The following is a 25,409-nucleotide window of genomic DNA, read 5'->3' as shown; positions in this document are numbered from 1 at the left end:
TCTGTTTGATTGTTCAAGACATTTTTCTTCATTGTTTATATTCGGAATATTCAATATAATTAATGAAAAGGTTGTTAGGAGAGATTAGGTATGAATAAAGGGCGATGGAATGCTATAACGGATGTCCCAAATGTACATGTTGGCCATGTCACACTACATAAGAAGATTGATGAAGAAGATACAATTTGCACTGGTGTAACAGCCATCTTACCTCATAACCAAAATCTATTTGAACAAAAAGTACCTGCTGCAAGTTTTGTATTAAACGGCTTTGGTAAAACAGCAGGCCTTATACAAATAGAAGAGTTGGGTGTATTAGAATCTCCTATCATGCTAACAAACACATTTAGTGTTGGTGCAGTTTTAGAAGGCACTTTGCAGCATATGTTGCAAGAAAATCCGTCAATTGGAGATTCTACTAGTTCACTTAATATTGTTGTTGGAGAGTGTAATGATAGTCATTTAAATAGCATGCGTTTAATGGCCGTTAGACCCGAGCATGCACAAAATGCAATCCAACACGCTGAGAGTGGCTATGTTCAACAGGGAGCTGTGGGTGCTGGTAAAGGTATGATTTGTTATGGTGTCAAAGGAGGAATTGGCTCCTCTTCTAGAATTGTAGAGAACGAAGATCAACCGTATACAGTTGGAGTATTATCCTTAACCAACTTTGGTAATGCCCATGAATGCAAATTCGCTAACTGGCAACAGGAACAAATCGACAAACCAGATGGTTCAGTCATTATCGTTGTCGCCACCAATGCTCCAGTTGATGCACGTCAACTAAAACGCTTGGCTAAACGTGCTTCCATTGGCTTAGGTAGAACAGGTACACATATCCACAATGGTAGTGGTGATATTATTATCAGCTTTTCAAATGCATATACAATTCCGCACACATCAAATTCAATGACTGAAGAATATTCAATATTACGTGATGATACAGACGTTATGAATAACCTTTTCCAAGCAGTGATTGAGGCAACTGAAGAATCTATATACCAATCTTTACTACATGCTGAAACGACAACTGGACGGAAGAATCGTATGATTAGCAAAGGACAATTATAAAAAGGAAGCTTGGCATTTTTGCCGAGCTTCCTTTTGGTATTAAGAGAATATTTGCCAACCAAGCGTTACGAAAACGATCCCGACAAATAATGTGAGTACTGGATACAATAGCATTGCCCGATAATCACGTTCTTCTATTAATTTTACAACGTCAAAAGCAAATGTAGAAAATGTAGTGAATGCACCTAAAAAGCCAATTGTGAAGAATGAAGAAAGCGTCGCTTGTTCTGCTCCTAGATGTAAAGCCATCCCCATTAATAGCGAACCAACACTATTTACAAGAAAGGTAGCTATAAAAAAGGGCTGCTCCTTATGCTTCATCCACTCTATCACACCATAGCGAGTGGTAGCACCGAGCCCACCACCTGCAGCAATTAATAGCCAAATCATAATCGTTCACCTGCTTTTACTTTTGGTGCTGTGCATAAGTAACCAAAAGAGGCTAAAGCAACGCAAACAGCTGTCATCATAATTGCATAACAGATTGCTAATAACTTGTTAGTCTGCATGAGAGCAAACCAACTTGCAGAAAAAGTGGAAAATGTCGTAAATGCTCCTAACATACCTGTTGTTAAGAGAAGTCGCAATGAATTGGATGGTTTATATCTAATAAATAGACCGTTTAGAATCCCTAATATGGCACTTCCAATACCATTGACAACCCACAACATCCATTCAGTGGGCACTGTTATAGTCACACAATAGCGAAGTATTGCTCCTATCATACCACCCAGAGCTACCGATATTATTTCTACCATTAATAAAACACCTTCTAAGTTATTGAGCCTTTAATAATAATTTCTTACCATTAGGCACATCACCTGTAATAATGGTTTCATGATACTTGCCATTCGCCCAATCGTCAACTTGGTCGTTATACCACTCAGACTTCATATGACCACTTTGCCCAGGTCCCACAATATGATATCCCTTCGATAAATCACTTAAATCTGCAACAAAACGCCAAGATGCCCCGTGATTTACATTACCATTTTCTTTGTTTGCAGCCGCTTGTACTGTAAATTTAGAACCTCCGATTGGTACTGGCTTTGGATTAAGTAATTTTGCTAGAATTGGAGAAGCTGCCGATAATGGGTGGTTAAATGTTAACTGATGATAATCTCCCCATTGCCACTTTTCGGCGTTTTTACCGAACTCAGCTTCAATATCTTGAATTGTCCTTTTAAAGGAATTGTACATAAGCTTATCAATACCACCTGCTTTGGTCACCCATGCACCTTGTTTTCCTGCAAAGGCTTGGCGCATAATTTCATCTGTAATATTGTATTTACCAGGCATCATTTCGTACACATCTTTTGGTAAATTATCTTCAAACAATTCCTTCTGAATATTAATAATCCACAAGTTGAATACTAACGGGGCACCAGATTCTTTTGAATCGACTTGATTCCAGTCCTCCATCATTTTCAAAATGTCCTTATATTCTTTTTTACTATCAACTTGTTTTACCGAGCCTAGCATATCTTTCAAAAACTCACCTGCATATAAGTCCTTCTGATCCATTTGCAAGTTTTGCATATCTTTTACTGTTAGCTTATTTTTGCTTTCTAGCACTTCAGAAATTCGTTCATATCGATATGGTTGTGCCCAAAAGTCCGAAATATGATATGGATATTCATCACCAACCACTTCATTATTCGCTGTCGCAATGAAGCCTTCAGCTGGGTTCACGATTTTTGGTAATTTATCGTAATCAATATACCCTTTCCAATCATATTCTGCTGAGTCTCCTGGAACCGGTAGCTGCCCATCACCTTTTTTACGAATTGGAATTCGACCATTGGCTTTATAAGCAATCGTACCGTCCTCTGAAGCAAAAACAAAATTTTGTGCTGGTGCTTGGAAATCCTCTAAAGCTGTTTCGAATTGCTCCCAATTTTCAGCACGGTTCATATTCAGGATCGCTTGTAATTCTAGCGTTGGTTCTAGAGCGGTCCATTGCATTGAGAAGACTGCAGTTGGTTTTTCCTTCTTAAATGCTAAATCTGAAATAATTGGACCATGTCTCGTTTCTACAACTTCAAAGTCTACCGTTTTACCACCTTTAATTTTGATTGGTTCATCTCGTACTGTAGCCTTTTCCCATTTGCCTTCATATTTAAATTCAGTTGCATTACTTGGGTTGGGTGTTTCTATATATAAATCCTGCGCATCTGGACCAACATTCGTCACGCCCCATGCTATTTTCTCGTTATGCCCTAAAATAATACCAGGTATTCCCGCGAAAATAACTCCACTTACATTCTGCGTAGGTGTTTCCAAATGCATTTGATACCAAATTGATGGTGTACTTAAACCTAAATGTGGATCATCGGCTAGTAAAGGCTTACCTGACTCTGTTTTACTACCCGATACTACCCAGTTATTACTACCATTAAATTCATGAGGTATTAGTGATGCATCGAACTGTCCTGCAACATTAACAGGTGTTTTTTTATTAGCTGCAATAATTGACTTCGCATTTTCTGGATACTTAATGAATAATTCCTTAGCTTCTTCATCAGATAAATTGTTTAATGCCCAATGTCTAAACGCTAACATATCCCAATGGCCACCTAAATCATAAGCCATGTATTTACCAATCGTTAATGAATCCACTGCTGTCCAAGGCTCAGGTTCATAGCCAAGCAAACGAAATTCATACGATAAAGCACCCTCTTTCTTTGCCTGTTCCATAAATGCATTTACACCTTCAGCATACCAAGCTAAAACTTGCTTAGCCTCTTGTGAATAACCCGCTTCAGATTTTTCGGCAGCCGCACGCAAACTAAATGTACGGAAGAACTTATCCGTATCTACTGCAGACTCACCGACGACCTCTGCCAGTCTACCGCTTGCCTGTCTTCTCGCTAAATCCATTTGGAATAATCGATCTTGAGCTTGCACAAAACCTTGCGCTCGATATAAATCTGCATCCGATTTAGCTGTAAGATGTGGTACTCCTTTGTCATCTCTTACTACTTTCACATTTTCATCCAATACTGCTACTTGCATTTCGCCATCAATTTTTGGTTTAGACTTTCCTATGTAACCGTTAACAAAAATAAGTGCACCACATGCAATAAGTATTAAAACACCTATAGTCCAGCTTAGCCATTTCCATAATCGTCCACGCTTTTTCTCTTTGACCATAATTTCGCCTCCCCTTACTCCTATTATATTCGGCTCTCGAAGTGTTTTCCCCTTTTAAATAAAATAAAAAACCACGATTTTTCGACAAAAAACGTGATTTTTCTATATAAAACATATTATTTTATTTTTAATACGATTGGACAATGGTCACTCCCTAGAATACTAGCATGTACTTCCGCACTTTCTATTTTCTCTTGCAAACGATCTGAAACGATAAAGTAATCGATTCGCCAGCCAATATTCCGCTCTCTTACTTTATTCATATAAGACCACCACGTATAAGTATCTGTTTGCGTTGGATATAGATAACGGAAAGTGTCTGTAAATCCTGAACCTAACAATGTTGTCATTCTGCCACGCTCTTCTTCTGTGAAACCAGAATTCCCTATATTAGCCTTAGCATTTTTTATATCTATTTCTTCATGAGCAACATTCAAATCACCACAATAAATAACAGGCTTTACCTCGTCTAAGGATTGTAAGTAGCCTCGTAATTCATCCTCCCATTCGATTCGGTAATCAAGACGCGCTAAGTCCCGTTTTGAATTTGGTGTATACACATTTACTAAATAGAAATCTTCATATTCTAATGTAATGATACGTCCCTCTTCTTGCGTTGATTGGTCACCAACACCATATTTAACGGACAATGGCGTATGTTTTGTAAAAATAGCCGTACCTGAATAGCCTTTGCGCTCTGCATAATTCCAATATTGCTCATAGCCGGGCAAATCTAATTCAACTTGTCCATCTTGGCATTTTGACTCTTGAATACAGAAAAAGTCCGCATCCATTTCATTAAAATAATCTAAAAAACCCTTTTTTAAGCACGCTCGAATTCCATTAACATTCCAAGATACAAATTTCATAGTGAGCTCCCCTTTAAATATAAATACGCCTTCCGCATGTAATACGAAAGGCGTTCTCTGTAGTTTTTAGTTTAATAAAATTTACAATGATCAGTTTTTAGAAGGTTCTTCACCAACGATTTTCACTTCTAATTCTAAATCAACATCAAATTTCTCTTTCACAGTTGCTTGCACCATTTTTATTGTGTTGATGTAATCAGTAGCTGTTGCGCCGCCTTTGTTTACGATAAAGCCAGCATGTTTCGTAGAAACCTCTGCACCACCTACACCTTTACCTTGTAGTTCACTGTCTTGAATCAGTTTACCCGCAAAGTAACCTGGAGGGCGCTTAAAAACACTTCCTGCTGAAGGATATTCAAGCGGTTGCTTCGATTCACGCAAAAATGTTAGCTCAGCAATTTTTGCATCAATTTCTTGTTGATCGCCTCGTTGTAATTCAAACTCAGAAGATAATACGTAGTAGCCTTTTTTAGAGATAATACTTTTACGATAGCTTAGATCAAGTTGTTCTTTGTTTAAAACTAATTTTTCGCCTGTTGGTGTTAGTACAGTTGATTGTAAAATAACATCTTTTATTTCCCCGCCATATGCACCGGCATTCATAGCCATTGCGCCACCAATAGATCCTGGAATACCACATGAGAATTCTAGACCTGTTAAAGTTGCCTCTGCCGCTGCTATTGATACGTCTTTAAGCAATGCACCTGCTTGTGCATAAACAGTTGTGCCATCAATACGGATTTCATCCAATTTCGAAAAGTTAAGGACAATTCCTCTAACTCCTCCATCACGTACAACCATATTAGAGCCATTCCCTAATAACAAAATCGGGATATCATTGTTAGTCGCATAATTTACGATTGCAACTGCTTCTTCTTCAGTAGAAGGCATGACAAATACATCGGCGCTACCGCCAAGCTTTGTCATCGTGTATTGATCTAGTGGTTCATCTATTTTAACGTTTGCTGGATTTACTATAGTAGATAATTTTGCTGCCCATTGTTGTTTCATTATTGAAAGACCTTTCCTTTCTAAACTTCTATTCCTTCATAGTATGAATAGACAACGGCATTTTTACAAGTGATTTTCACTTAAAGCCATCTTTTTGACCAATTTTCAATCTCATCGATTGCACCTTTTAAACCTTGGCCTTTTTCTGTCAAAGTATATTCTACTCGAACAGGCACTTCAGTATACACATGGCGCTCTACAATACCTTCTTTTTCAAGTTCTTTTAGACGCTCAGATAGCAGTCGCCCGCTAATTGGCATCGATGACTCAATTTCATTAAAGCGCTGTGGTCCATCTAATAATTGATATAAAATTAAGCCCATCCAGCGTTTACCTATCAAATCCATAGATTTTGCTAAACGAGGGCATAATGCTGATTCCTTCATTTGTTTCACCTCTATATATGCTATTGTAGCGGGATTATTTTAAAAAGTAAACTTTCGGTAACTTATTTACTTGACGTAAGTAATTTATTATTTTATAGTTAGTTACGAAAAGTAAGTGGTAAGAATTATTTGAGAGGAGGAACTACTTTGACTTTCAAACTAGATCCCAAAATGGCGTTAGGATATGTACAGTTACGTGTACAATCTCTAGAAAAACAAAAAGAGTTTTATCAAATGTTAGGATTCCATATTATTAAGGAATCCACTACAGAAGTTATATTTGGTGCAGGTAGTACTCAACCAATTCTAATATTAACTACTACACAGGACGTTGTTCCTAGACCTACACGTACTACAGGTCTTTTCCACTTCGCAATATTAGTACCAAGTCGCGAAGATTTAGCGTATGTTATCGGAAATTTATTAGAAATTGGTGCTCCTATCTCTGGAGCAGGTGACCACCTTTACTCTGAAGCTTTCTATCTAAGTGATCCAGAAGGCAACGGAATTGAAATATACCGAGATCTACCAAGAAGTGAGTGGCTGATTGAACCAAACGGTCAAGTGAACACAGCTACTGAACCGATCGATTTCAAAGGCATAATGGCTTTATATAAATCTGAGCGTACATGGACAGGGTTCCCGGAAGGTACAATTTTAGGCCATATGCATTTAAACGTTACGAACTTAGACGATGCAACAAGCCGCTTCTATTTAGAGGCTCTAGGATTAGATTTAATGACTAACTTTATGGATTCAGCTTTCTTTATGTCTGCTGGTGGTTATCATCACCACATTGCAACAAATATTTGGCAAGGAGTAGGTGCTCCACTCCCACCAGAAAATGCTACTGGATTAATAGGCTACTCTCTTAAGCTATCTTCAGAAGATGAATTTTACAAACTGAAAGAAAGTTTACAAACCTACAATGTTTCATTCTCTGAAAAAGAGGGGAAAATAATTGTAAAAGATTTAAATAAGAGTGACATGATTTTCTATGTATAAACATAAAATTTATCTGTAACATAACACCGAAATTATCTTTAATTAAAAACTCTTGATTTCGAGATACTTTTGTAATATGATAAATGTACTAAATAACAAACACTTTTTAGGAGGAATTTAAAAATGACAAAATATAACGTAGACCAAGCTCACTCTCATTTAGGTTTCCAAGTAAAACACATGATGATTTCAAAAGTTAAAGGTAACTTCGGTTCTTTCACTGCTGATATCGATGCTAATCCAGAAGATTTAACTGGTGCTTCAATTAAATTTGTAATTGATGTAGCAAGTGTAAATTCAAATAATGAAGACCGTGATAACCACTTAAAGTCAGCTGAATTCTTCGATGTTGAGCAGTTCCCTAAAATGACTTTCGTTGCAACAAACATTAAATCTACTGGTGACGGTGAATACGAAATTACTGGAGATTTCACAATTAAAGATGTAACAAAATCTGTGACTTTTGAAGCTGAATACGGTGGTAAAGGTACTAACCCATGGGGTCAAGAAGTTGTAGGTTTTGAAGCGGAAACTAAAATTAATCGTAAAGACTTCGGTTTAACTTGGAACGCAGCACTTGAAACTGGTGGCGTACTAGTTGGCGATGATATCAAAATTAATATCGAACTTGAAGCAAACCCTGCTTAAGTCAAATATAAACTTATAACCAATTTGCTATTAGCTTAGCAAGCCTAACCAGTCATAAAAATGTGACTGGTTATTTTGTTGTATTTGCATTAAAGCAAAGTACAATTGTGACTTCCTTATTAATACGAGTAAATATGGATTAACAAGAAGAATTGCAACCAACTTATTTATACCTTCAGCAAGAGAAGCTATTAAAGTAGCCTATATCTTGAACGACAGCCAGAAAAGGTTATCATCACCTTTTTTGAAACTATTCTAATGGTGTTTCCGTAAATGATATTATATAGAAAGTATGGGGGTGCTGATTATGTTGGATGGATTGTTCGGTGATGATATATCTTTTTTTGTAGGTACTGGATTATTCGGAGTATTTTTTGTCATCGTTTTCCTTATTATTGTTAGTGCATTTATATTTGTTATTGTAAAAGGAATTTCTCAGTGGTCTAAAAATAACGCTTCTCCTATTTTAACTGTGCCCGCAGAGGTTGTTACAAAGCGGTCAAAAACGTCTGGTGGCAGTGGAGATACATCAGCTAGCACTAGCTATTATACGACCTTCGAGGTACAAAGTGGCGACCGAATTGAGCTGCCTTTAAACGGACGTGAATACGGTATGCTCGTTGAGGGGGACCTTGGTTTACTAACTTTTCAAGGCACTCGTTATAAAAGTTTTGAACGCAATGGAAAAGAGGGAAGCACCATTTAATGGACTTCCCTCTTTCTTTATAAATAACCTAACTAAAATTAGGCATTCACTATTATTTTAAAATTAAGCGTGAACAGCTGATAATGATTTTGCTGCTTCTTTAACGCGTTCCATACCTTCAGCGATAATTGCTTCTGCTTTGTCTGGCATTGCGTTATGGCCTTCGATTACTACTTCTTCAACTGACATACCGAATACGCCACCGAATACATTACGCATATAGTTTACAGCCATTTCCATTGGTGCTGTTTCTGGAGTTGAATAAATACCACCACGAGCGCTTAAAAGAATAGCTTTTTTCTCTGGCATTAAGTTAATCATGTTACCTTCTGCATCATATTTGAAAGCAAAACCTGCTTGGTATACGTAATCAACGAAAGTTTGTAATTTAGCTGGAATTGTTAAGTTCCATAATGGGAATGCGAATACTACTACGTCAGCAGCAGTTAATGCGTCCATTGCTTTTTGTTTTGCAGCAAGTAGGCGACCTTCTACATCTGTAAGTTCTTCACCATTTTGTACTTTACCAAATGCGTTGAATAAATCTTGTCCGAAGTATGGTAGATCTTCAGCGAATACATCAAATGTAGTCACGTTTAAATCTTGTGCACCTTTTACTTCCTCCATGAATACTTCATACATTTTACTAGAAACGCCTTCAGTAGAAGGACGGTTATTTGCTTTAACAACTAATACGTTTGTCAATTTAATCTCTCACTCTCTTAGTTAAAAATAGTTCTCGAAAAAAATATCTCAAATTCAAGATAATTTTATTTTATAAAAAAACAGATGCACTGTCAATGCATCTGCCCTCATACTTTTGACTGAAGATTAAAGACTAAAGCTCACACTTGCCATCTTCACAAATGCCTGTACCTTCTGCACCCATCATTTTAAGTGTCGGTTGAATCCCCTCTTCAGCTGCCACTTTTCGAATTGTCTCTTCGAATAATTCTTGTGGCTGAGCACCTGAAATTGCATATTTACGATTTAAGACAAAGAATGGGACACCTCTAACACCTATTTGTGAAGCCTCTTGAATATCAGCCAATACCTCTGATGAATAAATATCTGAATTTAGTACATCTAGTACTCTCTCACGATTTAAACCAACTTCTGCTGCCAACTCTACTAATACTTCAGTTAAGCCAAGTTGTTTTGCTTCAATAAAATGCGCACGTAATAAACGCTCAGTCATTTCAGCAGCTTTACCTTCTGCTTCGGCGTATTTTGCTAAACGATGGGATTTGAACGTATTAGCAGGTTTCATATTTTCAAAATCAAAATCTAATCCTACTTCTTTTGCACGGCCTGCAACACCAACTGTTTGGGCTTTTGCCGCTTCAATTGTAGAGCCAAATTTTTTAGCAAGGGCTTCGTACATAGATAAATCCGAAGTAGCTGGAGTGTTTGGATCTAACTGATAACTCTTGAATATTATTTCCGTTTGTTCACTGAATCCCGTATCTTGCAAAGCTTTTTCTAATTGTCTTTTACCGATATAACAAAATGGACATACATAGTCTGACCAAATTTCAATTTTCATCAATGCTCACCTCTTGCAGATATTGTATATGTGAACATACAAAACAGCAATTTATCTGCTTATACATAATTTCTCAAATACTCCACATGCTAAAAAAAATGTACTTGGAGGCATCTTATGGCATCTTCAATTTGGCTAGATAAACAAGCACCTTTTGCAAGACCTTCACTCGAACAATCAATCGAAACTGACATCTGTATTATTGGTGGTGGTATTTCTGGCATACTTGCTGCTTACTTACTCTCAAAAGTTGGTCGGAAGGTTACTTTATTAGAAGGCAATACTTTATTTTCAGGTACTACCGGCCATTCCACTGGGAAGGTAACTGCACAACAAGGCCTATTATATAGCCAACTTATCACTAAATTTGGTATGGAAGCAGCACAACAATATTATGAGCTCAACCAGCAAGCTGTGGAACTATCATTTAATTTAGCAGAACCCGATTGTGTGCATCATGCTGATTCCTTCTTATATACACAGAAAGCTGACGGTAAAAAGGCTTTAGAAGATGAATGGAAGGCTTACCAAACTCTTGGTATTCCTGGAGAATGGAACGCTGATTGCGAAATTCCATATGACATTGCAGCTTCCTTAAAAATGCCCAAACAAGCTCAAATCCATCCAGTACGCTTTGGACGGACTATTGCAGAAAAGGCAATCCAATCAGGAGCAGAGATTTACGAGCATTCACGCGTGCAAAAGGTCAATATTTTAAAACCATGTGTAGAACTAGAGAATGGTCATACAGTTTGTTATAAAGAGCTAATCCTATGCTCCCATTATCCACTAGAAGCTATTATTGGTATGCAAATTTTCAAACTGGAAGTCACTCGTTCTTATATCGTAGCTTTTGAAGCAAGCGAATTGTATAAAGGTCAGTATTTATCTATCGATAAACCTGGTCGCTCTATTCGAACAACATTAATCGATGACAAACCTTTTATATTATTAGCTGGGGATAGCCACCCTGCAGGTACTATTTCCAATACCTCCATGTATTATGAAGCGCTGCAATTAGAGGCTAAAGATAAATTCGCAGCAAGCAACTGCAACTATCACTGGTCAGCGCAAGATCCTGAAACGGTAGATTTAATTCCTTATGTTGGGCAGATTAGTTCACGTTTACCGAATATTTGGATGGCTTCTGGTTTCAGAAAATGGGGGTTAGCTAATTCAATTGTGGCCGCACAACTACTTCGAGATGGTATTGTCGGAAAACAGAATGTCGGACTCTCTCTTTATTCTCCGAAGCATACTAAATTCGGAGATGCTGTTTTACAAGCTTTAAAATTAGGCGGAAAAGTAACGAAGGATTTTGTCGGCGGTCATGTCACTCGTCGTGCTATGCCTCGTTGTACTCATTTAGGTTGTAAAACTAGATGGAATGAAGCAGATGAAACATGGGACTGTCCTTGTCATGGCTCACGTTTTTCAAAGGATGGTGCAGTACTTGAAGGGCCAGCAGTATATCCACTTGACCTAAGTGGATTATAAGTGTAATTTTCAGCAATAAAAAAAACCGCCTATTCCAATCGAAATAGGCAGTTCCTCCTCTAATGAGGATTATTTTAATGAGTCAGTTAATGCTGGGACAATTTGTTTTTTACGAGAAACTACACCTTTTAATAGCGCACGATTATTATCTGCAACAACGTTAAATGCTGCATAAGCTTTTTCAGCTTGTGCACCTATTGCAACAGCAACAGAATCATTGTTTATAATATCCGTTACAACGAAGAAGAATAGGTCCAGACCTTTTTCTGCAACAGAGTTGTTCAATAAAACTTCTAAATCAGCTTGGCGATCTAAAACGTCATTTACATCAACAGCATTTACTTGAGCAATGACAACTTTATGATCTCCCATGCTGAATTCTTTTGCATCAAGAGAAAGTAAATCTTCTAATGATTTATCACTTAAATCAGCACCTGCTTTTAACATTGCAAGTCCATACTCCGCAGCGTCAACAGCTGCAATAGCAGCTAATTCATTTGCTGCTTTTACATCTTGCTCAGTGCATGTTGGCGATTTGAATAATAATGTATCCGAGATGATAGCAGATAACATAAGACCTGCATAGTTAGCTGGAATCTCAACTTCATTTTCTTTGAAGATTTTATTTAGAATTGTTGCTGTACAACCAACTGGTTCAGCGCGGTAGTACAATGGATCTGCTGTTTCAAAGTTAGCAATACGGTGATGATCAATAACTTCCATTACTTGAACTTCAGCAATATCATCAGCACTTTGTTGACGTTCGTTATGATCAACTAGGATTACTTGAGCAGCTTCCCCTGCAACTTTTTCCACTAAGCGTGGTGCTTCAAATCCAAATTTCTCTAAAGCATAAGCTGTTTCGTTGTTCAATTCGCCAAGGCGAATTGCTTCAGCATCAACGCCTAGCTGTTTTTTTAAATATGCATATACTAACGCAGATGTGATTGTATCAGTATCTGGGTTTTTGTGTCCGAATACAAGTACTTTACTCATTTAAATTTTTCCTCCTAGATATCAATAATTTCCGAATATATCTTATCACACATAGCACTGAAAAAGAATGCCAGCGCTTTGATGATTAATGTTCAAACATTATTATGTCCTTTGTTAAAAGTATATTATTCATGGATTCTATTTTATAAAGTTTAATTTTACAAATCCACATCATCTGCTCCAATATCCCTTTAGAACAACATAGTCTTTTTTATCCATAAAAATAAATAATAATCGTAAAATTCATGTAATTAGACTTAATACTATGTTACTATTTCTAATATAATATATACATATAATAAAGAGGGGTAATAATGGAAAATAAGATTGAAAAGAAATACATACCGCTAGCTGAATATTTCAGCTCCGCTACAGACGATAAAATTCAACTTTCCTTCACAGAAATAGAAACAATTATGGGACATTCATTACCTAACTCCTCCTATTTAAATAAGAGTTGGTGGAAGAAAACTAAACCTCCTCTAAAACATTATCTAGCTTGGATAGAACAAGGATACTATGTAACCACGATACAGCCTGGTTATCATGTAACGTTTGAAAAACCTTCAAGTAACAGTAATGCTGAATTGGATAGTTTAGAAAATGCCAAAAATACTTTTATCACTCGCTCCATTGAAACGGATGATGCACGTGATTTAGCCAAATTATTATCTAAGTTAGATGCAGAGACAGATTTTATGCTCTATGGTAAAAACGAACGCGATCCATCTGTTCAAAGTGTACGCAAGAAAATTACTAACTTGCGTAAAAACAATTCTAGTTCCATTATAGTAGCCGTTGTTGAAGGGCAAATAGGGGGCTTGATCTCTATTTCAGGTAATAAAGCTCCACGTGCTAAACACCGTGCATCGATTTACATCGGTATCATTCAGAAGTTTACTAACCAAGGCATTGGTACATTACTTTTAAAAGATGCTGAAAAATGGGCAATATCAAATAGTATTCAAAGACTTGAATTAAGTGTTTGTAAATCAAATGCTATCGCAATCAATATGTTCAACAAATTCGGCTTTACAATAGATGGAGAGCGTAAACAATCATTGAAAATAAACGATGAATTTGAAAATGAAATTTATATGAGTAAACTATTAAATATATAATCACTAAAAAAACTATGCAAATTTTGCATAGCTTTTTTAGTTTATCGATAAACTTTTTGACTTACAGTAAGTTGATCCATTAATTCTATATTCGGTTCATAGCCAATACCAAAACTTTCTGGCACTGAAATGTAGCCATTTTCAACATGCACTTCAGGAGAGATAATATCTTGGTCCCAATAATGACTAGAGCCTGCAGTATCACCTGGCAATACAAAGTTTTCTAGCGTCGTAAGTGCAACATTATGCGCTCGGCCAATACCAGATTCTAACATACCACCACACCAAACTTGAATATTATGTTGCTGGCATAAATCATGGATCCGTTTTGCCTCAGTTAAACCACCAACACGACCAAACTTGATGTTGATGATACCACAGCTTCCAAGCTCAATCGCTGTACGTGCATCCTCATAAGAACAAATACTTTCATCTAAACAAATTGGCGTTTTTAAATGCTTTTGTAGCTTAGCGTGATCGATAATGTCATCCGATGCAAGAGGCTGTTCAATCATCATTAAATTGTACTCGTCTAGTTTTTTAAGCAACTCTATATCATCTAAAGTATAAGCCGAATTGGCGTCCACCATTAGCGGAATTTCTGGAAACTTTGCTCGAATTGCCTGAATGACATCAATGTCCTTGCCTGGTTTAATCTTAACCTTCATACGTTTATATCCTGCTGAAATATAATTTTCAATGCACTGTAACAGCTGATCAATTGTCGGCTGAATACCGATACTTATACCCACTTCAATTTTCTTTTTCGCTCCACCTAATGCATTAGAAAGCGACTGTTTTGTCTTCTTGGCATATAGATCCCATACCGCACATTCAAGAGTCGCCTTTGCCATCTTATTTTGGCGGATTACTTTGAACATATCGCTTATTTCATCTGGATGCTGAATGTCTTTATTAAGTACTAGTGGAATAAGGAAATCTTCAAGCATATGCCAACTCGTCTTAACTGTCTCCTCTGTATACCAAGGGATTTCAAAAGCAACCCCTTCCCCCCACCCAGATATTCCACTAGCATCTTTAGCTTCTAATATTAAAAACTGCTTATCTTGCAATGTACCGAAGCTTGTTGAAAATGGCGATTTCATTCGCATACTTAGTTGCCGAATTTTAATTTCTGTTATCTTCACACTACCGCACCTTCCACTATCCAACCTAAATTAACGCTTTAATAAAACATACGCTAATATACGTTTTTCAGCAAGAGAGGGCTTCCTTTTCTGCTTGTGCAAAAGCACCCAATACTGTACGTGCCAAAATTTCTACTCCAACAATTAACTGATCCTTATTAAATGTCATTTTCGGATGATGCAGCCCTGGCGTTAATCCGCAACCAAGTCCTAACATGGCTGCCTTTACATTCGCCCTTTTAACAGTATAAAAATGAAAATCTTCTCCACCTGGTGTAATAACAGGGGGACGTAAATACTCTTCACCTACTGATTCAATAATTGCTTGTTCAATTATATCCTTTGCTTCGTCATCTACTTCAGCTGCTGCAACCCTAACTTGTTCTTGTAAATCAATTGAAACTTCATATAAGGATTCAATTGCTCTTATGGTACGCTCTATGCCATCATGCAATTGCTCGATTCCTTCATTTGTTTGCGCACGTACATCAATCGTGAAATAGGCTTTCGCCGGAATTATATTCCCCGATTCTCCACCCGCTTGAAATTTCGTTACTTTTACCGAAAACGGGATCATTGTATCTATATGAATTGTTTTAAGTGCTTCGATTAAGCTTGCTCCAATTTCAATGGCATTTTTACCTAAATGAGGTCTTGCGGCATGTGATTCCACACCGTTAATTTGGCCACATAGTAGTCTGGATGCGCCATGATATAGCGCTGGGCAAAATGTGCCATCGCTTAGCTCCTGCACCGGACGGACATGTACACCAAATAGATAATCCATATCGTCGACCAGTCCACGGTCAACAAATGACAATGCTCCCTGTCCTTTTTCCTCAGCAGGTTGGAATAATACCCGAATGGTACCTCGCCACGTTCTTTTCAAGCGCTTTAATAATAGTAAAACACCAATCACCATTGTCATATGTGCATCATGACCACAAGAATGATGTGCCTGAAATTCACCATCAACTTCTTGCCACAAGGCATCGATATCAGTTCGTAGACCTACAACCGGTCTCCCCTCACCGATTTCCACATATAAACCAGTACTATCTGCAAACGTATGCACCTCGTACCCTTCTTGTTCTAATATTCCTTTAATATAATCTGTAGTCCGCCTTTCTTTCCAGCTAATTTCAGGATTTTCATGCAGATACTTAAAAACACTTTTCAATTGTGGTTCAAGTAATGTTAACTGCTCCTTCATCATAAGCGTCTCCTATCTATTTATTTTTGAAAATATATTTTTATACTTAGCTTTTCCTAACATAATTTTTTTCTCTCTTATAGGTATATATATGTAACATGCCGATTTGATATCGTGAACAATGTTTATTATTCATCAAAAAAACCCGTTTAGTGAAAAAACGGGTTTAGTATTTCTTACATTAAATTTAATTTTCTTGCTTCAAATATTAGCTCGTCCTTAAATTTCGGATGCGCAATTTCGATTAACGCCTTGGCCCTCGCTGATATCGATTTGCCTTTTAGCTCGGCTACACCATACTCCGTTACTACTTTATCTACTTCATTTTTTGAGGTTGTTACAACTGAGCCATTTGTTAATAAAACTTTTATTCTTGATATCGTATCGTTTTTCGTAGTCGAATGCATGCATATAAATCCACGGCCATTTCCCGCAAAGTTTGCTCCACGTGCAAAATCAAATTGCCCACCAGTGGAAGAATAATACTTGCCTGCAACTGTTTCTGAGGCGCATTGACCATATATATCCACTTCCGTTGTGGCATTAATTGAAACGATATTATCCTCTTTGGCAATTAAGCGTGGATCATTCGTGACATCAACTGTTTGGAATTCAACAATTGGGTTATTATGCAGAAATTCATATAATTTATCCGTCCCTAACGCAAAAGTACCGACGATTTTCCCCTTATTCGTTTTCTTCTGAGACCCATCGACTACACCTTTCTCTACTAAACCAACTACCCCGTCCGTTATCAGTTCCGTATGAATACCTAAATGGCGATGATCATTTAGTAAACTAATAACTGCATTTGGAATGGAACCTATCCCAGCTTGTAATGTATCACCGTTTTTAATATATTCTGCAACATACTCTGCAATACGTATGTCTTTTTCTTCGATTACTGGTTCCGGATTTTTCACTAGCGGTGCATGATGCTCAATAAAGCCTTCTATTTGGCTAATATGTATTAAATTTTGACCAAATGTTCTTGGCATATGCTCATTTACTTCCAAGAAAAAGGGAGCATTACCTATAAAACATGCAGCATAATCGGCTTGTGTTCCAAGAGTAAAATATCCGTGCTCATCCATTGGTGAAGCAACTGCCATAACAAGAGATGCTTTCGTATAATCCTTCATAATACTTGGTACTTCATGAAAATAATTTGGCATCAATTCACAATGCCTATTATGATAAGCCTTACGTGTAGCACCGCTCAAAAAGTATGAGACATGTGATAAGTGCCCTTTATAAGCTCCGTCTATATATTTACGAGGATGCATCGTTAACATCTGATGAATACGTACATCTTTTAAGTATTCTGCGTTCTCTTCCAAAATATCCAATAGCTTTACTGGTTCTCCATTCGCTATTGGTATAATAATATCTGCTCCGTCCTCAATATATGAGAGAACATCTTGAGGTTTTTTTAATTTCGCTTTGTAAAGCCCTTGAAAAATAGTCACCATATAACTCTCCATTTCTACATTAAACATGCATTTCTCTAAAAAATATCACCTTTCCCTTAGCGTAACATAATCTTCGTATTTCTCTGGTTTTTTTACATACAAAAAAGAAAGGGAAATCATATGATTCCCTTTCTCCGAAATACTATTAACAATATTCTTAGAGATATCCACATTTTTTTAAAAAATAGTGGAAAAACCTATAAATTAACCAGAGAGAATTAAATGACTATCAATAAAAGTCATTTTTTTATCCACTATACACATTTTTATCCCCACTATACACAAAATGCTATCAAAAAAGCAGTCCACCAATGAAAAGTGAACTGCTACATGTGTATAACTATTATTTAAACGCTTGGGCTGCATGTATAGCCTTTTTCCAGCCTTTGTATAAGTTTTCGCGTCTATCTTCTTCCATATTCGGACTGAATTGTGTATCCAAATCCCAGTACTTAGAAATTTCGTCACGATCTTTCCAGAATCCAACTGCCAATCCAGCTAAATACGCTGCACCTAGTGCTGTAGTTTCATTAATTGATGGACGTTCTACTGGAACATCAAGTAAATCTGCTTGGAATTGCATTAACAAATTATTCATGACAGCCCCGCCATCCACTCGTAATGTTTTTAACGAGATGCCTGAATCTGCTTCCATAGCACCCAACACATCTTTTGTTTGATACGCTAATGACTCAAGTGTTGCGCGTATGAAATGCTCTTTTTCTGTACCACGCGTTAAACCAAATACAGCACCACGTACGTCACTATCCCAATACGGTGTACCTAACCCAACGAATGCCGGAACAACGTATACACCCTCAGTCGAGTCAACCTTTTCTGCATAACGCTCACTTTCTTTTGAATCATGGAACATCCGTAACCCGTCACGTAACCATTGAATAGCTGAGCCTGCTACGAAAATGCTACCTTCTAATGCATATTCTACTTTACCATCAATTCCCCAAGCAATCGTTGTTAACAAACCATTATCGGATTTAACAGCCTTTTCACCTGTGTTCATAAGCATAAAGCAACCTGTGCCATAAGTGTTTTTCACCATACCACTTTCAAAACAAGCTTGACCGAATAAAGCAGCTTGTTGGTCCCCCGCAATACCAGCAATAGGTACTTCTTGACCAAAGAAGTGATTTCCATCCGTTAAGCCATATACTTCAGATGAAGGACGAACTTCTGGCAGCATTGACGCTGGGACACCCAAAATCTCTAATAGCTCTTCATCCCATTTCAAATCGTAAATATTATACATTAATGTTCTAGAAGCATTCGAATAGTCGGTTACATGTACTTTCCCATCTGTTAGTTTCCAAATCAGCCACGTATCAATCGTACCGAATAATAAATCACCATTCTCCGCTTTTTCTCTTGCCCCTTCAACATTATCTAATATCCACTTCACTTTTGTGCCTGAGAAGTATGCATCAATAAGTAATCCCGTTTTATCTCTAAATAAATCATTATAGCCTTTCTCTTTCAACTCTTCACAAATGCCTGCAGTTTGGCGTGATTGCCATACGATGGCATTGTGCACTGGTACTCCCGTATTTTTATCCCAAACAACTGTCGTTTCACGTTGATTGGTGATACCAATCCCTTGTACTTGATCTGCGTGGACATTTTTCTCTGAAAGGACACCCGCTATGACAGATGAAATTGAACTCCAAATTTGCTCTGCATTATGCTCTACCCATCCTGATTGTGGAAAATATTGCGGAAATTCCTGTTGAGCACTATTAAAAATATTGCCCTCTTCGTCAAATAAAATTGCACGTGAGCTTGTAGTACCTTGGTCTAATGCCAGAATATACTTTTTTGTCATATGATGACCTCCAGATTTTAATTTATTATTCTATCTTACAACTTTATTCACTGTAGATTGTGCTCCTACGAAAATTGCTAGCACGATTACTCCAACTATCCAAAATGTGATACTATTTTCTCCTTCAAAAACTTGCTTATAAAATAATGCTCCAAATAATCCACCAATAATGGGACCGACTACTGGTACCCATGAATAACTCCAGTTGGAATCTCTTTTCCCTGGAATCGGTAGGAAGAAATGTGCTATACGAGGCCCTAAATCACGTGCTGGATTAATAGCATACCCTGTAGGGCCACCAAGTGCCATACCAATTACGATAATTAAAGCACCTACTATTAAGGGATTTAAACCATCTGTAATATTATTTGTGCCTATAGCTAAAATACCAAGAACTAAGATAAATGTGCCAATCATTTCCGTTGTTAAATTTGATAACGGATGATTATATGCTGGCGCTGTACAAAATACACTTAGTTTAGCATCCGGATCTTCAGTTGGTTTCCAATGCGCTAAATAAGTTAAGTAGACTAAAATAGCCCCGATAATCGCTCCAATCATTTGAGCAAGTATGAACATTGGAACATCTGCCCACTCGAACTTTCCAATCGTTGCCAATGCAATTGTCAATGCAGGATTTAAATGTGCACCACTTATCCCTCCAACTGCAAATGCTCCCATAGCTACTGCAAGACCCCAGGCAATAGTAATAACAATCCATCCACCATCTTTTCCTTTAGAACCTTTCAAAGAAACAGCCGCAACCACGCCGCCTCCGAACAATATCAAAATCATTGTCCCTACCATCTCGGCCATAAAAGTTGACATACCGTACTCCTCCTTTTTCATAACGATATAATGAAAGCGTAAACAATAAAATATATTCTCATAGAATTTAAGTTATGCTAATTCAATAATAATAATATGTTTCAAGGTTTGCTATGTAAAAAAATATGCTTAAAAAATAATACATTATTATGCAAATAAAAAAACCCTTCAAATAACTCAGTTATCCGAAAGGTCATCTAGTTGCGCTATTTACTCACTAATTGCATTCTTCAGCATTTGTTTACGTTCTATTTTCTTAACTAAAAAAATACTGATTTCATATAACAAAATCATCGGGATTAAAACTAATAAATGACTAACAAAATCCGGTGGCGTAGTCATTGATGCAAAAACAGCCATAAATACATATGCCCATTTTCGAATTGCTTTCATTATATCCGCTGTAAGTAAACCAATTGAAGATAAAAATAGAGCGACAATTGGCAACTCAAATAAAATGCCTACGGGTACAGTTGTCATTATTAAGAAATGCATATACTCACTCGCTGAAACCATAACATCAAAATTCGCCTGACCGATACTGATTAGAAATTTATAGCTAAGTGGGTTAACTACAAAAAAACCAAATGAAATGCCAAGTAAAAATAGGAATAACATGACTGGAGAATACATACCAAGGAAACGCCTTTCATTTTCCTTCAATCCTGGTTTTATAAAACTCCATAAGAAATGCATTAGAAAAGGTAAAGCTAGCCCAAGAGCCATAGTACTAGAGATCGACATATAAAACTTCACAACCTCTAACGGCCCTAAAATAACAAGTGAATGCCCTTTCGTAATAAAAGGAAACCACCAGTTAACTGTTGCAAATACAACAAAGAAGAAAAAAAGAAAAACCGCTAATCCTTTAATGAGCTGCTTACGCAAATCTGCTAAATGATCAAATAATGATTCAACCACATCTTTGACTGCCCATTCAGTAGCAGGAGAATCAGTAGAGGGTAATGTAGAAACAACGGTAGTTTCTTGTCCCTTGTTTGCTAGTGCCTTTTTTATTGTTGTCTCTGGCTCATAAGGTTCTTTGTCTAAAGGGCTCAATATTTTTTTATTGTTATTTTCATAAGGATCCATAGGCTAAATATTTACCTAAATTTCTTTTTTCTTTTCAGGTGGTGTTTCATCGTCGTCATCCATTAATCCCTTGGTAGACTTCTTGAATTCTGCAAAAGTTTTCCCCACTGCCGAGCCGATTTCTGGCAATTTTTTTGGACCAAAGACAATGAGAACAATAACTAAAATAATGATTAAACCTGGTATGCCAATTGCTGATGGACTAAACATATTGCCTTCCTCCTTTATTAAACGAGCGAGCCGCCCTTTTTACTGTATTTGATAATACCTTCTGCACAGCGATAAGATAAAGCACCAACTGTCCCAGTAGGATTGTAGCCACTATTATTCGAGAAGTTCCCAGCACCTACCACGAATAAATTATCAACATCCCAATGTTGTAAGTAGTTGTTCACAACACCTTCCTCTGGTGTTAAACTCATAACGGTTCCACCAGTATTATGAGTTGATTGATAAGGGACAATATTATATTGGTCAAGATCTGAATTGACTACAACTGTTTTCGCGCCCATCTCTTTTAAAATATCTCCACATTTTTTCGAAATATGTTTGTGTAATGCTTTGTCTTGATCTGTAAAGTTATACGTCATTTGTAACAATGGGACACCATAGGAATCTTTATAAACATTATCTAACGATAAATAGTTCTCTTTATGAGGCATTGATGCACCTTGACCGCCAACTCCTAATGAGCGCGTAAAATTTTCAATAGATTGCTTTTTAAACTCTGCTCCCCAAGTAGGAGTATCAGGTAAAATAGGATTTGTACCAATTGGTCTCGTGCCCGTTTGCGTTAAAGCGACATTAGCACCATGAATAAATTTTAAATCTGAGTGATCAAAATTATCACCATTTAAATCATCAAAACACATGCCTAAAGCACCTGCACCCATAAATGTATTATATTGTTCATCAAAAAAGCCTGAAGCACCAGGTAAAATTTGATAGCAATAATTCCGACCTAATGTTCCTTTTCCTGTTGTCGGATCATACATTTCACCGATATTCGATACCATAAGTAATTTTGCATTATTCATGACATAGCTTGTTAGCACTACTACATCAGCTGGCTGAATAAATTCTTCACCTGATATTGTATCTATATACTTAACACCTGTTACTTTATTGCCCTTTTTTACAACCTCTACAACATTGGCATGAAATCGAGGTTCAAAGTTCCCTGTTTTAGTCGCTGTTGGAACAACAGTAATTTCTGGTGATGTTTTTGCTCCGTATTCACAGCCAAAACGTTCACAGAAGCCACAATATTGACAGGCATTTATTTGTTCACCATCGGGGTTTTTGTATGGTTCCGACAAATTAGCAGACGGCATCATATATGGGCTATAACCTAATTTCCCACTTGCCTTCTCAAACTTTTTTAAAAGGGGCGTTGTTTTCATCGCAGGTGTAGGATATGGATTTGATCTCTTACCGCCATGTTTATTTTTACCATCACCTGAAATACCAGTTGTTTTCTCAAATGTATCAAAATATGGCTCAAGTTCATCGTAAGTTAAACCCCAATCTTGAATTAAATAATCGGTACTTAACTTATTCTTACCATATTTTTTTTCAGTCATTGTTTTTATTTGAAAATCATAGGGTAAAAAGCGGAATGTTTGTCCATTCCAGTGCGTTCCTGATCCTCCTAAACCTTCTCCTAATAAAAAGGATCCTAATTGACGCATTGGTAATGCCTTCATTTTCCGATTATTACGGAACGTTATCGTCTCACGCGATAAATCTTGCATCAAATCATAACGTATAGCATAACGATATTCGTCGTGAATTTGCTGATAATCCGATGTACCGCGTTTCTGTCCACGTTCAAGTCCTACTACTTTTAGACCGGCTTTTGCACATTCTGCAGCAATAATTCCTCCAGTCCAACCAACCCCTACCGTTACAACATCTACTTTTGGTAAAGTCTTAACCATTACTATCCACCTCCATACTAGATAGACCCTAAAGACTTAGGTTCATATTTTTTAAACTCATCTTTTTCAATTTCACTGATATATGCCATTTGATGTCCAGGGAATCCTTTCATTTTCCAACCTTCTAAATTCTTGTTACCTCCGTACATTGGGTCAGAATATGCCCCTTCAAGCGTAGCTGAACGAAGTAACCCGAAGAACATTGCAGAAGATGCACCTGGTATCTTAACTTCGTCTTTTTGAAATGCAGTTAACACTTCATCCATTTGTTTTTCACTAAGATCTGAAAATCCTTTTTTATAGCGCTTTTTACTCTCTTTTTCTAGAGCTATAATGCCTTGTGTGAATATTTCTGCACGATTTAGATGGCTTTGATAGCCTTGTGTTGGTGCTCCTACAGCAAACGGACCTTTCATATACTCTCTTGAATTACTACCATAATTCCCTGCTAATTGACGATCAATAAAGTAAGGTACCCCTAAATCAATAGCACCTGCCCCTAGATCATCCTTTGGAAAAATACGTTCAGTGGCATTTGATAAGACTTGAAAATCCGTCTGACTCATAAAGAACATTCGGGCCGGAATGCCAGAATGCTCATCATGTCCTGTTGTATTATTGGCATTATTAGATGGCTTAGATTTTTTATTGGTGTTGTAGCCAATCAAACCGCCAATTATTCCACCACCGACTAATGTTCCTGTAGCAATACCCGTGGTTTTCAAAAAATCACGTCTCGATAAGTTCTTCCCTTCTTGGCTCATATAGACAATCCTCCTTAACAAAAGTCGTGATAGCGGCTATTTATCCTATAAGTAAACTGATTGTTCTGAAATTATAAGTTGTATTCAAATTAAAAAGTCCGGTGTTTATACTCATAAAAATAAAAAAGCAGCCTCATTTGAGACTACTTTGCCCTTTTTTACAATTTCTCAACCATTTTTTTAGCTGGGAAGGAGAAGAAAATATAATACTGTTTACATTAGATTGGATCATAATATTCATTATCCCTGGTCTGGCATCAACAGGGAAGCGCCAAATCCATCGTAGAAACTCTGCATCAACCTTTTCAGGGCACCCCTCCCCCATATCAGGCCTTGTCCTCCCTCGATATTGAATAGTACGTTTTAATACTCGATAAGTGCAAAGCTTATTAGAAAAATCGAGGAAAATGATAAGGTCTGCATATTTAGCTCTTATTTCTAGTGTCGAATCGAAATTTCCATCAATTATCCAAGCAGGCTTTTCAAGTTCTAATTGAAGCCTTTCTATAAAATCTACTTTATCAGATTTCTGCCAACCAGATTTCCAATACATAGCATCTAAATGAATGAGAGGCAATTCCCATAATCTACTTAATGTACGAGACAATGTTGATTTCCCTGCCCCTCCAGATCCAATAATCAAAACCCTTTGATGCTTCGTTGGGTATTTCACCTAACATCCCCCTAGCTTTTTCACTACTTTATAATGAACTCTTCTAACGCCTTCGCTACACTATTAACGAAAGTATTACCCACTCCCCAATCAAAACGGAAAAAGGCACCTTCTCCACCACCAGAAGCGACCGCATGAATTTTCGTTTTACCTTCTAAATTGTCAACTGTTACTGTTAAGCTTGCACGATTACTAGTACGCATATAGTACTTTTCAAGTATACAAACTACTACTTGTTGATCCCCTATAATACGTTCATATTGATCAATAAGCTTTCCAGAAAAACTGCCCTCCACAATGTTTGTTTTAATAAGTTTTAATACATCATGTGGTTCAATCGATACGTAAAATTCTGTTACATCCATAACGTTCACTCCTTTTATGTATAACTTTATTACGTTATGAATCTACTATTAGTTTCAAATTAAGGGAA

Annotated in this window: 26 protein-coding genes; 6 read left to right on the top strand and 20 right to left on the bottom strand. The window is 37.0% G+C overall.

What is annotated here, in order from left to right; genetic code table 11:
• Positions 1 to 90: 90 nt before the first annotated feature.
• Complete coding sequence (locus tag AMD00_RS22225; RefSeq protein ID WP_053419181.1) at positions 91 to 1,071, top strand: P1 family peptidase; 981 nt, start codon at positions 91 to 93, stop codon at positions 1,069 to 1,071.
• A 39-nt stretch (positions 1,072 to 1,110) separates the two neighbouring features.
• Here the strand turns inward: AMD00_RS22225 and AMD00_RS22220 are convergent, their stop codons facing one another.
• The 6 genes from AMD00_RS22220 to AMD00_RS22195 all read right to left on the bottom strand — a co-directional run bounded on the left by AMD00_RS22220 (position 1,111) and on the right by AMD00_RS22195 (position 6,490).
• Positions 1,111 to 1,461 (bottom strand): fluoride efflux transporter FluC, encoded by a 351-nt coding sequence (locus tag AMD00_RS22220; protein ID WP_053419180.1) that lies wholly within the window; start codon positions 1,459 to 1,461, stop codon positions 1,111 to 1,113.
• Positions 1,458 to 1,829 (bottom strand): fluoride efflux transporter FluC, encoded by a 372-nt coding sequence (locus AMD00_RS22215; protein WP_053419179.1) that lies wholly within the window; start codon positions 1,827 to 1,829, stop codon positions 1,458 to 1,460. The genes AMD00_RS22220 and AMD00_RS22215 overlap by 4 nt, the downstream gene beginning before the upstream one ends.
• 19 nt (positions 1,830 to 1,848) lie before the next feature.
• Positions 1,849 to 4,224, bottom strand: a complete 2,376-nt coding sequence (locus tag AMD00_RS22210) for a penicillin acylase family protein (protein ID WP_053419178.1) — start codon at positions 4,222 to 4,224, stop codon at positions 1,849 to 1,851.
• Positions 4,225 to 4,340: 116 nt separating this feature from the next.
• Positions 4,341 to 5,093: an exodeoxyribonuclease III gene (locus AMD00_RS22205; RefSeq protein WP_053419177.1), complete on the bottom strand. Its 753-nt coding sequence runs from the start codon at positions 5,091 to 5,093 to the stop codon at positions 4,341 to 4,343.
• A 90-nt stretch (positions 5,094 to 5,183) separates the two neighbouring features.
• Complete coding sequence (gene murB, locus AMD00_RS22200; protein ID WP_211258691.1) at positions 5,184 to 6,107, bottom strand: UDP-N-acetylmuramate dehydrogenase; 924 nt, start codon at positions 6,105 to 6,107, stop codon at positions 5,184 to 5,186.
• A 77-nt stretch (positions 6,108 to 6,184) separates the two neighbouring features.
• Positions 6,185 to 6,490: a winged helix-turn-helix transcriptional regulator gene (locus AMD00_RS22195; RefSeq protein WP_053419175.1), complete on the bottom strand. Its 306-nt coding sequence runs from the start codon at positions 6,488 to 6,490 to the stop codon at positions 6,185 to 6,187.
• A gap of 147 nt (positions 6,491 to 6,637) precedes the next feature.
• On the opposite strand from AMD00_RS22195, the gene AMD00_RS22190 reads away from it, so the two are divergent.
• The 3 genes from AMD00_RS22190 (at position 6,638) to AMD00_RS22180 (ending at position 8,849) form a co-directional block, all read left to right on the top strand.
• Positions 6,638 to 7,495 carry a VOC family protein gene (locus AMD00_RS22190; RefSeq protein ID WP_053419174.1) on the top strand — a complete coding sequence of 286 codons (858 nt, stop codon included), beginning with the start codon at positions 6,638 to 6,640 and terminating at the stop codon, positions 7,493 to 7,495.
• Positions 7,496 to 7,618: 123 nt separating this feature from the next.
• Positions 7,619 to 8,143, top strand: coding sequence for a YceI family protein (locus AMD00_RS22185; protein WP_053419173.1), 525 nt, complete (start codon positions 7,619 to 7,621; stop codon positions 8,141 to 8,143).
• 307 nt (positions 8,144 to 8,450) lie between these two features.
• Complete coding sequence (locus tag AMD00_RS22180) at positions 8,451 to 8,849, top strand: DUF2500 domain-containing protein (protein WP_053419172.1); 399 nt, start codon at positions 8,451 to 8,453, stop codon at positions 8,847 to 8,849.
• Between the two features lie 63 nt (positions 8,850 to 8,912).
• On the opposite strand, the gene AMD00_RS22175 is transcribed toward AMD00_RS22180, so the two are convergent.
• Together AMD00_RS22175 and AMD00_RS22170 are read right to left on the bottom strand one after the other, a co-directional pair.
• On the bottom strand, positions 8,913 to 9,554 hold the full coding sequence (locus tag AMD00_RS22175; protein WP_083446339.1) for an FMN-dependent NADH-azoreductase: 642 nt from the start codon (positions 9,552 to 9,554) through the stop codon (positions 8,913 to 8,915).
• Between the two features lie 133 nt (positions 9,555 to 9,687).
• Positions 9,688 to 10,395: a DsbA family oxidoreductase gene (locus AMD00_RS22170; RefSeq protein ID WP_053419171.1), complete on the bottom strand. Its 708-nt coding sequence runs from the start codon at positions 10,393 to 10,395 to the stop codon at positions 9,688 to 9,690.
• A gap of 117 nt (positions 10,396 to 10,512) precedes the next feature.
• On the opposite strand from AMD00_RS22170, the gene AMD00_RS22165 reads away from it, so the two are divergent.
• Positions 10,513 to 11,892 carry an FAD-dependent oxidoreductase gene (locus tag AMD00_RS22165; RefSeq protein ID WP_053419170.1) on the top strand — a complete coding sequence of 460 codons (1,380 nt, stop codon included), beginning with the start codon at positions 10,513 to 10,515 and terminating at the stop codon, positions 11,890 to 11,892.
• A gap of 69 nt (positions 11,893 to 11,961) precedes the next feature.
• Here the strand turns inward: AMD00_RS22165 and AMD00_RS22160 are convergent, their stop codons facing one another.
• Complete coding sequence (locus AMD00_RS22160) at positions 11,962 to 12,888, bottom strand: manganese-dependent inorganic pyrophosphatase (RefSeq protein ID WP_053419169.1); 927 nt, start codon at positions 12,886 to 12,888, stop codon at positions 11,962 to 11,964.
• A 314-nt stretch (positions 12,889 to 13,202) separates the two neighbouring features.
• Between AMD00_RS22160 and AMD00_RS22155 the strand changes: the two genes are divergently transcribed.
• Entirely contained in the window at positions 13,203 to 14,009 is an 807-nt protein-coding gene (locus AMD00_RS22155) for a GNAT family N-acetyltransferase (protein ID WP_053419168.1), read from the top strand.
• Positions 14,010 to 14,050: 41 nt separating this feature from the next.
• Here AMD00_RS22155 and menC read toward each other — a convergent pair whose 3' ends face one another.
• From menC to AMD00_RS22100, 11 genes are all read right to left on the bottom strand, one after another.
• Complete coding sequence (gene menC, locus AMD00_RS22150; RefSeq protein ID WP_053419167.1) at positions 14,051 to 15,157, bottom strand: o-succinylbenzoate synthase; 1,107 nt, start codon at positions 15,155 to 15,157, stop codon at positions 14,051 to 14,053.
• Between the two features lie 67 nt (positions 15,158 to 15,224).
• Positions 15,225 to 16,370, bottom strand: coding sequence for a M20 peptidase aminoacylase family protein (locus tag AMD00_RS22145; protein ID WP_053419166.1), 1,146 nt, complete (start codon positions 16,368 to 16,370; stop codon positions 15,225 to 15,227).
• A 176-nt stretch (positions 16,371 to 16,546) separates the two neighbouring features.
• Positions 16,547 to 17,842 (bottom strand): acetyl-CoA hydrolase/transferase family protein, encoded by a 1,296-nt coding sequence (locus AMD00_RS22140; protein WP_053419165.1) that lies wholly within the window; start codon positions 17,840 to 17,842, stop codon positions 16,547 to 16,549.
• A gap of 343 nt (positions 17,843 to 18,185) precedes the next feature.
• Positions 18,186 to 19,679 carry a glycerol kinase GlpK gene (gene glpK / locus AMD00_RS22135; RefSeq protein ID WP_053419164.1) on the bottom strand — a complete coding sequence of 498 codons (1,494 nt, stop codon included), beginning with the start codon at positions 19,677 to 19,679 and terminating at the stop codon, positions 18,186 to 18,188.
• 30 nt (positions 19,680 to 19,709) lie between these two features.
• Entirely contained in the window at positions 19,710 to 20,507 is a 798-nt protein-coding gene (locus tag AMD00_RS22130) for an MIP/aquaporin family protein (protein WP_053419163.1), read from the bottom strand.
• Between the two features lie 210 nt (positions 20,508 to 20,717).
• A complete protein-coding gene (gene tatC, locus AMD00_RS22125) occupies positions 20,718 to 21,599 on the bottom strand; it encodes a twin-arginine translocase subunit TatC (RefSeq protein ID WP_053419162.1) in 882 nt (293 codons plus the stop codon).
• Positions 21,600 to 21,614: 15 nt separating this feature from the next.
• A complete protein-coding gene (tatA, locus tag AMD00_RS22120) occupies positions 21,615 to 21,809 on the bottom strand; it encodes a twin-arginine translocase TatA/TatE family subunit (protein ID WP_038186132.1) in 195 nt (64 codons plus the stop codon).
• 17 nt (positions 21,810 to 21,826) lie between these two features.
• Positions 21,827 to 23,539, bottom strand: a complete 1,713-nt coding sequence (locus AMD00_RS22115; RefSeq protein ID WP_053419161.1) for a GMC family oxidoreductase — start codon at positions 23,537 to 23,539, stop codon at positions 21,827 to 21,829.
• Between the two features lie 17 nt (positions 23,540 to 23,556).
• The gene (locus AMD00_RS22110; RefSeq protein ID WP_053419160.1) at positions 23,557 to 24,303 is read right to left on the bottom strand and encodes a gluconate 2-dehydrogenase subunit 3 family protein; all 747 of its coding nucleotides are present in this window, start codon (positions 24,301 to 24,303) and stop codon (positions 23,557 to 23,559) included.
• Between the two features lie 133 nt (positions 24,304 to 24,436).
• A complete protein-coding gene (locus AMD00_RS22105; RefSeq protein ID WP_053419159.1) occupies positions 24,437 to 24,976 on the bottom strand; it encodes a P-loop NTPase family protein in 540 nt (179 codons plus the stop codon).
• Positions 24,977 to 24,999: 23 nt separating this feature from the next.
• Positions 25,000 to 25,341, bottom strand: a complete 342-nt coding sequence (locus tag AMD00_RS22100) for a DUF6054 family protein (RefSeq protein WP_053419158.1) — start codon at positions 25,339 to 25,341, stop codon at positions 25,000 to 25,002.
• Between the last annotated feature and the right edge of the window lie 68 nt (positions 25,342 to 25,409).

Origin of the sequence: Viridibacillus arvi (assembly GCF_001274945.1) — a bacterium.
GTDB classification, from domain to species: Bacteria; Bacillota; Bacilli; order Bacillales_A; family Planococcaceae; genus Viridibacillus; species Viridibacillus arvi.
This window is presented reverse-complemented; position numbering and strand designations above follow the sequence as displayed.